Origin of the sequence: Szabonella alba, from assembly GCF_016765775.1 — a bacterium.
In the GTDB taxonomy this organism is placed as follows: Bacteria; Pseudomonadota; Alphaproteobacteria; order Rhodobacterales; family Rhodobacteraceae; genus Szabonella; species Szabonella alba.
Map to the genome: position 1 here is coordinate 109479 of NZ_JAESVN010000005.1, position 12812 is coordinate 122290.

General features: G+C 64.5%; 13 protein-coding genes. 5 read left to right on the forward strand and 8 right to left on the reverse strand.

Going from position 1 to position 12812, the window contains the following annotated elements:
• Positions 1-39 precede the first annotated feature (39 nt).
• The 4 genes from holA to JL811_RS12820 all read right to left on the reverse strand — a co-directional run bounded on the left by holA (position 40) and on the right by JL811_RS12820 (position 4726).
• Complete coding sequence (holA, locus tag JL811_RS12805) at positions 40-1056, reverse strand: DNA polymerase III subunit delta (protein ID WP_202689097.1); 1017 nt, start codon at positions 1054-1056, stop codon at positions 40-42.
• Positions 1053-1550, reverse strand: coding sequence for an LPS assembly lipoprotein LptE (lptE, locus tag JL811_RS12810; RefSeq protein WP_202689098.1), 498 nt, complete (start codon positions 1548-1550; stop codon positions 1053-1055). The genes holA and lptE overlap by 4 nt, the downstream gene beginning before the upstream one ends.
• Positions 1537-4092 (reverse strand): leucine--tRNA ligase, encoded by a 2556-nt coding sequence (gene leuS, locus JL811_RS12815; protein ID WP_202689099.1) that lies wholly within the window; start codon positions 4090-4092, stop codon positions 1537-1539. The genes lptE and leuS overlap by 14 nt, the downstream gene beginning before the upstream one ends.
• A 79-nt stretch (positions 4093-4171) precedes the next feature.
• On the reverse strand, positions 4172-4726 hold the full coding sequence (locus JL811_RS12820) for a DUF3576 domain-containing protein (protein ID WP_237684957.1): 555 nt from the start codon (positions 4724-4726) through the stop codon (positions 4172-4174).
• Between the two features lie 462 nt (positions 4727-5188).
• Between JL811_RS12820 and JL811_RS12825 the strand changes: the two genes are divergently transcribed.
• From JL811_RS12825 to JL811_RS12840, 4 genes are all read left to right on the forward strand, one after another.
• Positions 5189-6133 (forward strand): porin, encoded by a 945-nt coding sequence (locus tag JL811_RS12825; RefSeq protein ID WP_202689100.1) that lies wholly within the window; start codon positions 5189-5191, stop codon positions 6131-6133.
• 154 nt (positions 6134-6287) lie between these two features.
• Positions 6288-6596, forward strand: a complete 309-nt coding sequence (locus tag JL811_RS12830) for a porin (RefSeq protein WP_202689101.1) — start codon at positions 6288-6290, stop codon at positions 6594-6596.
• A gap of 126 nt (positions 6597-6722) precedes the next feature.
• Positions 6723-7370: a YggS family pyridoxal phosphate-dependent enzyme gene (locus tag JL811_RS12835; protein WP_202689102.1), complete on the forward strand. Its 648-nt coding sequence runs from the start codon at positions 6723-6725 to the stop codon at positions 7368-7370.
• Positions 7371-7374: 4 nt separating this feature from the next.
• On the forward strand, positions 7375-8037 hold the full coding sequence (locus JL811_RS12840) for a hypothetical protein (protein WP_202689103.1): 663 nt from the start codon (positions 7375-7377) through the stop codon (positions 8035-8037).
• On the opposite strand, the gene JL811_RS12845 is transcribed toward JL811_RS12840, so the two are convergent.
• Together JL811_RS12845 and ribA are read right to left on the reverse strand one after the other, a co-directional pair.
• Positions 7994-8557, reverse strand: a complete 564-nt coding sequence (locus JL811_RS12845; RefSeq protein WP_202689294.1) for a L,D-transpeptidase family protein — start codon at positions 8555-8557, stop codon at positions 7994-7996. The two genes, JL811_RS12840 and JL811_RS12845, sit on opposite strands and share 44 nt — an antisense overlap.
• Positions 8557-9633, reverse strand: a complete 1077-nt coding sequence (ribA, locus tag JL811_RS12850) for a GTP cyclohydrolase II (RefSeq protein ID WP_202689104.1) — start codon at positions 9631-9633, stop codon at positions 8557-8559. The genes JL811_RS12845 and ribA overlap by 1 nt, the downstream gene beginning before the upstream one ends.
• Positions 9634-9787: 154 nt before the next feature.
• On the opposite strand from ribA, the gene JL811_RS12855 reads away from it, so the two are divergent.
• Positions 9788-10474 (forward strand): response regulator transcription factor, encoded by a 687-nt coding sequence (locus tag JL811_RS12855; protein ID WP_202689105.1) that lies wholly within the window; start codon positions 9788-9790, stop codon positions 10472-10474.
• Positions 10475-10773: 299 nt separating this feature from the next.
• Here JL811_RS12855 and pncB read toward each other — a convergent pair whose 3' ends face one another.
• Together pncB and pncA are read right to left on the reverse strand one after the other, a co-directional pair.
• Complete coding sequence (gene pncB, locus JL811_RS12860) at positions 10774-12066, reverse strand: nicotinate phosphoribosyltransferase (protein WP_202689106.1); 1293 nt, start codon at positions 12064-12066, stop codon at positions 10774-10776.
• A gap of 28 nt (positions 12067-12094) precedes the next feature.
• Positions 12095-12715, reverse strand: a complete 621-nt coding sequence (gene pncA, locus JL811_RS12865; RefSeq protein ID WP_202689107.1) for a bifunctional nicotinamidase/pyrazinamidase — start codon at positions 12713-12715, stop codon at positions 12095-12097.
• Positions 12716-12812 lie beyond the last annotated feature (97 nt).

Here is a 12812-nt window from a genome sequence, read left to right on the forward strand (position 1 = left end):
CACCGGGCTTCTGGTCCGGTTCCGCTTCCTGTGTCCCGCTCATCTGACCGAGGCGATGCGCAAAAGCGCACGTTCAACCAGCGCCATTCCCGGCGCGCGGGAGGAGGAGCGCAGCGTGAGGTCGGTTTCCAGCAAGAGTTGCAGCGCGCGTTCGGCCTGCGCGCGGCCCAGACCCTGCGCCTGCCGCACCATGGCATCACGGCGGGGACCGAAGACCGGCGGGCGCATGCGCGTGAGGCCCGCCTCGGGGCCGCCGGGATCAGAGGCCGCCAGATGCAGGCTGCGGAAATGGCGCAGCGCCATGATGCAAAGCGTGACCGGCGCGACACCCTGACCTTCCAGCCGCCGCATCAGCGTGCCGATGGCGCTGCGCCGTTTCTCGGCGGCGGCATGGATCACCTCATCGACCTCGGCCTCGATGGTGCCGGGGGCAAGGGCCGCCACCTCTTCGGGCGCAAGCGGGGTGGCATCGCCCCATTTGTAAAGCGCGATCTTTTCCAGCATCTGCCGGAAATCGCCCGGATCCAGCGCGCGCGAAAGGGCGGTCAGATCGGTCATCGCGGCGGGTGCAATGGCGGAGAGGCCAGCGCGGGCCAGTTCCGCCTCGATTTCCTCGCGCGTGGGGGGATCGTCATAAAACCCGATGGAGACGGTATCGCCGCGATCCTCGAACAGCTTTTTCAGCGCGGATTTTCCTTTGAGCTCGCCTGCCGTGACCACAAGCACGGCATCGCCGGGGCGCCAGTCCGACAGGGCGGTGGCCAGCAATGGCGCCAGACCGTCGCCCGCATCCTCGACAAAGGCGACACGCGGGCCGGGAAAGAAGCTTTGCGCGCGCAGCGCATCCGACAGCGCCGCCCCGTCGCGCCGCAGATCGGCGGCGGTCATACGGGCAAGGCGCATCTCGGCCTCGCCCTCGGGGCCGATCAGGGCCAGAATCGCCTCTTGCCGCTTCATCGCGACCCGCATGGGGTCGGCGCCGAAGATCAGCAATCCCGCCTTGGTCGCATCGGGTTTAGCCAGATATTTCGCGGCGGAGGGCCCCGAAAGTCTCATTCCGCAGACCAGCTGCCGGATGTTGCCAGAAGCTGCGTGACGATCTGATCGGCCAGAATCCGCATCAGGCGGCGCTGCGCATCGCCCTCGGCGGCAAGCCCGGCCACGGTTGAACCGGTCGCGGAATGCGAGGTGAAGCTTTCGGCCCGCCCGGCGGCAAGCTGCGTGTCAGTGCCCAGATCGCGCAGCGTCCAGTCCACGACACCGTTCAGATTGTAGCGCGTGATCGCATTGTCGGTGGTGATGGCAACACCGGTGGATTTCAGCCCGATCTCATAGGACAGGCCATAGCGCGCCGCCTGTGCCGGGCCCAGCCGTTCCTCAAGCCGTTTGACAAGGTTGAAGCCGAACCCGTCGCGCGGCGCGTCCGCCAGCACGGCGTTCTGCAGCTTCAGCCCCGGCCCGCCCGGCCCGTAAGCCGGGGCAAAGCCGCATCCCGCCAGCACCCCGGCGGGAAAAAAGGCAAGAAAGGTTCTGCGGTCAGATGACGACATTGATGATCCGTCCCGGCACCACGATCAGTTTCTTCACCGGCTGCCCGGCGATGAACTTGATCACAGCTTCATCCGCCAGCGCGATCTTTTCAACCTCGGCGGCAGGCATATCGGCAGGAACCGTCACTTCGGCGCGGCGCTTGCCGTTGATCTGCACGGGCAGGGTGACGGTATCGGCGATCAGCAGGGCGGGGTCTGCCTTGGGCCATGGGGCCTGCGCGACAAGACCCGTGCCGCCCTGCATGGCCCAGATTTCCTCGGCCAGATGCGGCACCATGGGTTGCAGAAGCTGCGCCATGACGCGCATCGCGTCGCGCTTGGCCTCACCGCCCGCCGTGGATTTCGACAGCGTATTGGTGAAGGCGTAAAGTGCCGCCACCGATTTGTTGAAGGCGAAACCTTCAATCCCCGCCGTCACATCGGCAATCGCGCGGGCCGTGGCGCGGGCAAGGTCGCGGTCGGCGTCATTCGCGGCTGTTTCGTCGCGCGTGATTTCATCGGCGATGCGCCAGACGCGGGCGAGGTGTTTCGCAGTCGCCTCCGCCCCGGAGGAGGTCCATTCCACATCGCGTTCGGGCGGGCTGTCGGACATCACGAACCAGCGCGCGGTATCGGCACCGTAAGCCGCGATGATGTTCATCGGGTCGACGACGTTTTTCTTGGATTTCGACATCTTGGCGGACGGGATCACCTCAACAGCCGTGCCGTCCTTCAGCGTGGCACCGCCTTCCGAACGCTGGATGTCTTCGGGCAGATGATAGACCGGACGGCCCTTGTCGTCCCGCGTCATGTAAATCTCATGCGTCACCATGCCTTGGGTGAACAGCGCGTTGAAGGGCTCAATGGCTTTCGCAGGCAGATGCCCGGTCCTGTGCATCGCCCGGGCAAAGAAGCGGGAATAGAGCAGATGCAGAATCGCATGTTCGATCCCGCCGATATACTGGTCCACGTTCATCCAGTAATCGGCCTCCGCCGCATCCGTGGGCGTTGCGGCATGAGGGGAGGTGAAGCGCGCGAAATACCACGACGAATCAACGAACGTGTCCATCGTGTCGGTTTCCCGCCGCGCCGGTGCGCCGCAGGATGGACAGGCACAGTTGCGCCAGGTCGGGTGGCGGTCCAGCGGATTACCCGGCACGTCGAATGTCACGTCATCGGGCAGGCGGATCGGCAGGTTTTCCTTCCGCTCGGGCACCACGCCGCAGGCATCGCAATGCACCACCGGAATCGGGCAACCCCAGTAACGCTGGCGGCTGATGCCCCAGTCGCGCAGCCGGTAGTTCGTCACCCCACGCCCGACGGCCTGCGCCTCGCAGAACGCAATCGCGGCATCCACCGCCGCGGCCCCGGTCTGCACCTCATCGCCCGCGAAACCGCGGATATACTGCACGGGCTGATCCTTGGGCGGCACAAAAGCCTCGGTCAGTTCGGCCTCTTCCGCGCCTTCGGGACCAAAGACCGGCGGAATCGCCAGCCCGTATTTCGTCGCAAACTCGAAATCCCGCTGGTCATGCGCCGGGCAGCCGAAAATCGCGCCGGTGCCGTAATCCATCAGGATGAAATTCGCGATGTAAACGGGAAGTTCCCATTCTGTATCAAAGGGATGGCGGACCCTGATACCGGTATCCATGCCACGTTTCTCGGCGGTTTCCAGCGCCTCGACCGATGTGCCGATGCGGCGGCATTCGGCCACGAATTCGGCCACGGCGGGGTCGTGGCGCTCCAGATGTTTCGCCAGCGGATGATCGGGTGAGATCGCGGCGAAACTTGCCCCCAGCAGCGTATCGGGGCGGGTCGTGTAGACCTCCAGCCGGTCAAACCCCTCGGGCGCATCGACCGTGGAAAAGGCGAATTGCAGACCCCGCGACTGCCCGATCCAGTTGGCCTGCATCAGCCGCACCTTTTCGGGCCAGTCCTTCAACCCCTCAAGCGCCGCCAGCAATTCCGCCGAATAGTCGGAAATCCGGAAAAACCATTGCGTCAGCTCACGCCGTTCGACCGCAGCCCCTGACCGCCAGCCCTTGCCGTCGATCACCTGTTCATTGGCCAGAACCGTCATGTCCACCGGGTCCCAGTTCACCACGGCGTTCTTGCGGTAAACGAGGCCCGCCTCCAGCATGTCCAGAAACATCGCCTGCTGCTGGCCATAATATTCCGGGTCACAGGTCGCGAATTCGCGGCTCCAGTCGATCGACAGGCCCAGCGGTTTCATCTGGTCGCGCATGTCGCGGATATTGCCGTAGGTCCAGTCTTTCGGATGGCCGCCGCGTTCCATCGCGGCGTTTTCGGCGGGCATCCCGAAGGCGTCCCAGCCCATCGGATGCAGCACCGAAAACCCTTGTGCGGCCTTGGTGCGCGCCACGACATCGCCCATCGTGTAATTGCGCACATGGCCCATATGGATGCGCCCCGACGGATAGGGGAACATCTCAAGCACATAGTATTTCGGGCGGGACGGGTCGCGCCGCGCGGTAAAAACCCCCGCCTCATCCCAGGCCTTGCGCCAGCGGGGTTCGATTTCAGCGGGATCGTAGCGCGACATGACAGGGCCTCAGACCGGGGGATTTCCGGGCGCAGTTAACCCGCATCCCCCCCGAAGGTCCAGAGCCGCAAACGGGTGGTCAAAGCCTGCTGTCACGCACCCGCAACTGCCGCGCCCGGGTCAGGATCGCATCCTCGACCGCCCGCGCGGTTTCGCGGCTGACCGGTCCGCCGCCGCGTGTCTGAAGCGCCAGTTTCAGGCTGCGCGCATCCAGGGCCGTATCCTGAATATAGGCGGTGGCCCGATAGGCGCGTCCGCCGCCGGGCGGGGTGCCATAGCCGGTGACGATCACCCCGGTGAAGGGATCGACCGATTCAATCGGCAGGAAGTTCAGCACGTCCAGCGTGGCGTTCCAGATGTATTTGTTGACCTCGACCGTGGTGTTGGGGTCCGACGAATTGCCGAAGATCGACCAGATCGTGCTGTTGCCGCGCCGTTCCTGTTCCAGTTCGGCCTCGGCCACCTGTGCTGCGCGTTCGCGTGCGGCAAGCGCCTGATCCGAGGGCACATCATTGCGGCTGCCGCCGAAGAACCCGCCGAAACCACCCCCGCCACAGGCCGCAAGGCTGGTCAACAGGGCCAGCGCGGTTCCCATGCGCAGCATTCGGATCGGCAAAAGGCGGTGCAGCTTCATACGGTCCCCCGTTTCTTGACCCGTTCTGTCTATCTTGGCGCGCCATGCCGGACAAGGGCTTTTGCCCCCTTGGCCGGGACGGGCGTCCGGCAGGGGGATGGCGGGCGGGAATCACCCCCGCGTCCCGTGTGGCGCGGCGCGCCCGCGCGCGACTCATCCTTTATGGACGGCGACGGGCGACATGCGGGGCGGCAGTTGATCCGTGCCTTGGGCAGGCAAGGGCCGCGAAACTGCGCCCGATCACGGCTGCCTGCCGCTGCGGAAGGCGCGCGCAACGGCGCAGGATGCCTGCCATCAAAGAGGCCCTGCCCGCGACTGTGGCATAGCTGCACCATCATCCACGTCTTTCCGTCCGTCCGGGCCGCTGTCGTTGCAATCCGGGGCGTGAGAGTGGAAACACAATGCATACCCAATTCGGATTTCCCTGAGTTGGGCAGCACCTTTGAACAAACGAGGGAAACCATGAAAAAGCTTCTGATTGCGACGACCGCGCTCGTGGCAACCGCTGGCGTCGCCGCTGCCGACGTCAAACTGTCCGGCTACGGCCGCTTCGGTCTGGACTATCGCGCTGATCGCGGCCTGCCGAATGGCCCGGGCGGCGCTGTGACCGACTCCAAGACCCAAGTCAACATGCGGATGCGTCTGAACATCGACGCCAGCACCGAAACCGATTCCGGCGTGACCTTCGGCGGTCGTTTCCGCCTGCAGTCGTCGACCAACAGCAATGCTACCGCGACCAGCGCAGCGCTGCTCTATGCCACCTATGCCGGCATGCGCATGGAAGTTGGTAACACCAACAACGCGTTCGATACCGCGAAGCTGGTTTACAACTCGGAAATGGGCTACCTGGACCGCTCGTTCGGCGACCCGATCACCGTCGGCGCAGCATACAGCTCGTCCACTGGTGTTGCTAACACCATGGGCATCTTCGCTTCCTACAACTTCGGTGCAGGTAGCGTCCGCGTTTCGTGGAAAACTCCGGACCAGACCACGAATGCTTCGGTCGACGAAGAAGTCCAGATCTCGGCTGACTATGCCTTCGGTCAGTTCACGGTTTCGGGTGTCTACAGCGACAACACCGGTGGTCTTGCTCGCAAAGACTACTTCATCGGTGCTGAATATGCCGTGAACTCCGACATCAATGTCGGCCTGCTGCACTTCCGTGGCAAGCCCGATGGCGGCGCTTCGCAAAACCGCACCACGCTCTATGGTAACTACTCCATGGGCGCGATCACCTATCGTGGCTATGTCGCTCATGACAACTCCATGACCCTTCCGTTCCAAACCAAAACCGCTTTCGGTCTGGGCCTCGACTACGATCTGGGCGGCGCGCGTCTGGGTGCGGACATCCACCGCTCCTACGACAAAGAGACCGTTGCCGGTCTTGGTGTTCGCTTCGACTTCTGATCTTAACCGATCCGAAGCACAGCTACGGGAAGGCGGGCCATTGGCCCGCCTTTTCGCTTTGCGCCCCATCCTTCCCTGCGCGATCCCCCGCCGCCAAAGCGCCCGCCGGGTCCGCGCCCTTGCCCGGCCCGGGCGGATCGGGCAGGATTGCGGCATGAAACCCCGGATTGCCCCCCTTTGCCTTGCCCTGATCGGCAGCCTTGCGGCAGCGCCCGCCATGGCGCAGATTTCGCTTTCGGGTCAGGCGGCGATGGGGCTGGACCGCGCAGAATCGGGCGATGTCTCGATCCGCAACAAGACGCGGCTGGATATCGACGCCGCCCGCGTGACCGATGGCGGCATAACCTTCGGCGCCCGCATCCGGGTTGAGGATGATACAGGCCGGGGCGGCTGTCGCCGCGCCGGGCGCCGCGATTGCGGCCTGCCGATGCCGATGCTGTATCTGCAATTCGGCGAAAACTGACCCCCCCTGGAAATACCTCTCACGCAAAAACCGCCCGGAAACCTGACACGAAATTCTGAAAGGGCTGGTCTTTCCATCCCGCCCCCGCGCGCCTAGGGTCCGGCCAGCGCAAAAGGGGGGCTTTCCATGTCACTCGATCTGATTCGAAACCGCATTGCCGCCGCCTGCACCGCCGCCGGGCGCGACCCGGCCAGCGTGACGCTGATTGCGGTGTCGAAAATCCAGCCCATCGACCGGGTCGAGGCCGCGCTGGCGCAGGGGCAGCGGGTTTTCGGAGAAAACTACGTTCAGGAAGCGCAAGGAAAATGGCCCGATCTGCGCGTGCGTTTCGCCGATGTCGCGCTGCATATGATCGGCCCGTTGCAAAGCAACAAGGCCAAGGCGGCGGCAGAGCTTTTCGACGCGATCCACAGCCTTGACCGCGCCAGCCTGCGCGACAAGCTGGCAGCACAGGCGCAGTCGCGCGGTGCTTCGCCCGATCTGTTCATCCAGATCAATACCGGGTCCGAACCGCAAAAGGCAGGCGTGGACCCTGCCGATGCCGATGCCTTCATCGCCTCTGTCCGCGCCAGCGATCTGCCGGTGCGGGGCCTGATGTGCATTCCCCCTGAAGGGCAGGACAGCCGACCCCATTTCCGCGAACTGGCGGCCATTGCGGCGCGCAACGGTCTGGCGGGCCTGTCGATGGGGATGAGCAGCGATTTCGAGAACGCAATTACTGAAGGCGCCACGCATATCCGTGTGGGTTCGGCGCTGTTCGGCGCGCGGGGCTAGGGCGATGCGTCTGGCGCTGGTCCTGCTGGCCTGCCTGCCGCTGCCCGCCCTTGGCGAGGACTGGATCGTCCGGCTGGGGGAGCGTCAGATCGGCAGCGTCACTTTCGAGACCGGCGCCAAGGGCGCGTTGCAGATCGCATCGACACTGGATGCAACGCCGCTGGGTCTGGCCGATGGCAGTTTCACCGCCCGCAGCTTTGCCGCCCTGACGCCCGATGGCCGCGCCGTCACGCAGTATCTGAGCGAATCACGATCCGCGCGGGAGGCGCGCAACATCTCGGTCCTGACCGATGCGGGGCGGGTTCTGGAAACGCAGATTGAACCCCCCGGTGAGGCCACGGCCCTGTCCGATCCGGCGGTGGTGCAAGGGGTGGTCCTGAACCCGGTCGAGGCCTTTGCGCGGCTGGTCACCTCGACCGATTGCCCCGATGCGCTGCGCTATTATGACGGGCGGCGGGTGGTGGCGATTGCACTGGCCGAAAGGGTCGAACAGGCGGACGGCCTGCGCTGCGCGATGGATTATCGCGTGACGGACGGCCCGGGCCATCTGTCGCCGCTGCGCTTTCGTCAGGTGGCGATGGAACTGGATTATTCCGGGGCGGGGCCCTTCACCCTTCGCCGGATCACGATGACGGCGGCGGGGTTTTCGGTCTCGCTGGCGCGCTAGCCCCGGATTTCCAGCCCCGGATTTCCAGCGTCGTGCCGGGCCGGATCCGGGCGGCCAGCCACAGAAGATCGGGCCGGGAAAAGGCAAGGCACCCGGCGGTGGGGTGGCGCGGCCTGCGCCATGTATGCACAAAAATCGCCGAACCGCGCCCCGGCACCGCATCGGGATGGTTCCAGTCGGTCAGCAGGATCAGATCATAAAGCGGATCAGGCCGCGACAGGCGTTCATGCCCGAATGGATGCGGCGCGCGGACCGGGTGATTATAGGCCGGGTCGCGCAGATCATCCGACCACAGATCCCGCGGCCCGATGGGCACGGCCCAGCCCGGCAGGCGGGCAGGCGCAATCCGGTCGGGCCGGAACAGCATACCGACAATCCGGTGCAGCCCGGCAGGTGTCGCCCCGTCCCCCTCGCACTTTTGCGCGGCAGGCACGATCCCGCCCCGCCCGATGGATGCCGCCAGACGCCGCCCCGCGAACTGCACGCCCCAGCGGGTTGCCAGAATCGTGCCGGGGTGAATCACAGCAAATGCCCGGATTTGCGCGCCTTGGTCGCCAGATAATCCGCATTCTGCGCGGTCTGGCCCACCTGCAGCGGCACCCGTTCGGCGACGGAAATGCCCATCGCCTCCATCATCGCGATCTTGGCGGGGTTGTTGGTCAACAGCCGCACGGCGGAAAACCCCATTTCCCGCAGGATCGAGGCCCCAAGCCGGAAATCGCGTTCATCATCCTCGAACCCCAGCCGGTGATTGGCCTCGACCGTGTCAAAGCCCTGATCCTGCAGCGAATAGGCGCGCAGCTTGTTGGCAAGGCCGATGCCGCGCCCCTCCTGATTGAGATAGAGCAGAACGCCGGCACCTTCGGCCCCCATCCGGGCAAGGGCGGCGCGCAGTTGCGGGCCGCAATCGCATTTCAGACTGCCCAGTACATCGCCGGTGAAACAGGCCGAATGCAGCCGCGCCAGAACCGGACGGGCGCGGTCGGGCTGGCCGATTTCGATGGCGTAATGTTCCGGCCCGCCATCCTCGGGGCGGAAGACATGAACCCGTCCGGCATCCGAGGCGACCATCGGCAGGCGCGCGGCGGCGACCGGATGCAGCGGTGAGGCGCGCAAAAGTTCGGGCGCGATATCGGCCAGCGCCAGACGGGTCAGATCGGGATCGGTCAGCGCATGGACCCGCACCAGCAAAAGCGCAGGCAGAAGCTGCGCCGATTTCACCAAGGCCAGTCCGGCGCGGTGCAGGGCAGGTGATCCGTTGCGCAAGGGGCGGAACGGCCCCTTCATCGGGCGGGCCAGATCCTGCGCCGGATCGGCCATGGCAAGGATCCATGCCAGATCGGCCTCGTCCGGCAGGGCGAAGCGGGCAATATCCCCGTCATAGACCGGGCTGCGCAGGGTTTCGGCGCGGCGCGCACTCAGCACCAGTTCCGGCTGACCAAGGGCGCGCAACTGCGCCAGCCTGCCTGCCGTCAGCGGTTCCGCCGCGATGACCAGCGCCGCCGCCCCCGCCTCGGTCAGAACCACGGGAACGCCCATACGCAGATCGCCCCGCGCGCGGGTCAGGCGTTCGACTGTGGAAAGCGCAAGAACCATGGCGCATCCTTCCCGCGCTTTCCGGTCATGTGCAAGCACGGCAATTTGAAACATACGCGCTTTTTGCGACACGAGCGCGTGATTTTCCTGCCACAAATCTTGATGACACAGGGGCACAGGCGCATGTCGAAGCCAAGGAATGATGGAGGATGCCATGGCTGCGCTGCGCAAGATACTGCTGGTGGATGATGACGAGGACCTGCGCGAGGCGCTGAGCGAACAGCTTGTCATGACCGAGGATTTCGATGTGTTCGAGGCCGGTAGCGGCGCCGAGGGCATGGAGAAGGCCAAGGCCGCGCTTTACGATCTGGTCATCCTTGATGTTGGCCTGCCCGATACCGACGGGCGGGAGGTGTGCCGCCGGATGCGCAAGGCGGGGGTGAAATGCCCCATCCTGATGCTGACGGGCCATGACACCGATGCCGATACGATCCTCGGGCTGGATGCCGGGGCGAATGACTATATCACCAAGCCGTTCAAGTTCCCGGTTCTTCTGGCCCGCATCCGGGCGCAACTGCGCCAGCATGAACAATCCGAGGACGCGATTTTTCAGCTTGGGCCCTATACGTTCAAACCCGCGCAGAAAATGCTGCTGGACGAAAAGGATCGCAAGATCCGCCTGACCGAGAAAGAGACCAATATCCTGAAGTTCCTGTACCGCGCGAGCCAGAGCGTGGTGGCCCGCGATGTGCTGCTGCATGAGGTCTGGGGTTATAATGCGGGGGTCACGACCCACACGCTTGAGACGCATATCTACCGCCTTCGTCAGAAGATCGAACCCGATCCGTCAAACGCCCGGCTGCTGGTGACCGAGTCCGGTGGTTACCGACTTGTGGCCTAAGCGCCATATCTTGCCTATTTTCCGGGCGACCGGGAACCATATGCAACTTTATGGGGTATAGTTAACAGGCGGATGAAATTCAGTTCCCCTTGTCGCGTCGGGGTTATGGCGCGGCATCCTCCCTGTTGGACCTGGCCGGGCTTTATGCCCGGCCTTTTTTTGCGCTTCGGGTTTCGGTGCTGCGGCTTCATCCGCAGCTTCTTCCGACGGGGCAGGGGGGCTGTCTGCCCCCCTCGGCCCTGACGGGCCTCACCCCCCGAGGATATTTGTAGACAGAAAAATCCGCCGGGGACGGAAGATCAGACGATCACTTCTTGTGCCTGCTGTTCCCCGACGCCGAAAACCCGCTTGTAGCGCGCGATTTCCGCCTCGGGGCCCATGGCCTTGTTGGGATTGTCCGACAGTTTCACCGTCGGCCTTCCATCGGCGGCCACGGCCTTGCAGACAAGGCTGAACGGGGCCAGCCCGTCGCCCGCAACCAGCCCCCGGAAATCATTGGTCAGCATCGTGCCCCAGCCGAAGGACACCTTGACCCGTCCGGCGAAACGGCGCTGCAACTCCTCGATCTTCTCGACATCCAGCCCGTCCGAGAAGATCACCAGCTTGTCGCGCGGGTTCTCGCCCCGCGCGGTCCACCAGTCGATGGCGGTTTCCGCGCCCAGTGCCGGATCGCCGCTGTCGATGCGGATCCCGGTCCAGGCCGCAAGCCAGTCGGGCGCGCGGTCCAGAAAGCCCTTGGTGCCATAGGTATCGGGCAGCATGATGCGCAGATTGCCGTCATGTTCCTCATGCCAGTCGGCCAGCACCTGATAGGGGGCCTGCGCCAGCGCCGCATCATCGGGCGCCAGCGCGGAATAGACCATCGGCAGTTCATGCGCATTGGTACCGATGGCCTCAACCTCGCGCCGCATCGCGATCAGGCAGTTCGATGTGCCGGCAAAGGCCCCGCCCAACCCTTCCTGCAGCGCCTGAACGCACCAGTCCTGCCACATGAAGGAATGCCGCCTGCGCGTGCCGAAATCGGCAAGGCGCAGGCCGTCGACCGCGCGCAGCCGCTCAACCTTTTCCCAAAGCCGCGTCATCGCGCGGGCGTAAAGCACCTGCAATTCGAACCGCCCCATGCTGCGCAGCACCGCGCGGGACCGCAGTTCCATCAGCACCGCCAGCGCAGGAATTTCCCACATCATCACCTCGGGCCAGCGTCCCTCGAAGGTCAGTTCATACTGGCCATCGCGCTTTTCCAGATGATAGGGCGGCAGTTGCAGCCCCTCGAACCATTCCATGAAATCCGGGCGGAACATCTGCCGCTTGCCGTAAAAGGTGTTGCCGCGCAGAAAGGTGCTTTCGCCACGCGACAGGCGCAGGCTGCGGATATGGTCAAGCTGTTCGCGCAACTCTCCCTCATCCACCAGATCCGCCAGCCGGATGGATTTCGTCCGGTTGATCAGGCTGAAGGTTACAGTGGTGTCGGGCTTGTTGCGAAAGATCGACTGACACATCAGAAGCTTGTAGAAATCGGTGTCGATCAGCGACCGCACAATCGGGTCGATCTTCCATTTGTGATTGTAGACGCGCGTGGCGATATCGACCATTTCAGGGGCTCCGTTCGGGCGGCGGCTGTCAGGACAGGCGGACGCCGGCGGCGCGCATCTGGTCGGACATGGTGGCAAGCGATCCGTCAAGGTCGATGGCGCGGCACAGATCCATCCGCACCGTGACCTCATATCCCAGACGGGCGGCATCAAGCGCCGAAAAGGCGACGCAGAAATCGGTGGCAAGCCCCGCCAGCACCAGACGGTTGATCCCCCGGTCCCGAAGATAGCCGTCCAGCCCGGTGGCGGTGCTGCGATCATTCTCGAAAAAGGCGGAATAGCTGTCGATGGCGGGACGGAAGCCTTTGCGGATCACCAGATCGGCGCGCCGCGTGTCCAGTGCCGCATGAAATTCCGCGCCCGCGCTGCCCTGCACGCAATGACGCGGCCAGAGAACCTGCGAACCATAAGGCATGTCCGTCATGGAAAAGGGTGCAGCACCGGGGTGATTTTCGGCAAAAGAGGCGTGATCGGCCGGGTGCCAGTCCTGCGTCAGCACCACCGCCGTAAAATCCGCCATCGCCGCATTGATGCCGGGCAGGATCGCATCGCCATCCGCCACCGCCAGCGCGCCACCGGGGCAGAAATCATTCTGCACATCAATGACGATCAGCGCCTCATCCGGCAATGTCTTGTCCGGTCCGGCCATGACCTGTCCCTCCGCCTGTCCCTGCCTTGGGGTAAGCCGCGCATCGGGGGGCGTCAAGCGCGGGACTTGCAAATCGGCGGGCTTCGCGCCAAGGGAC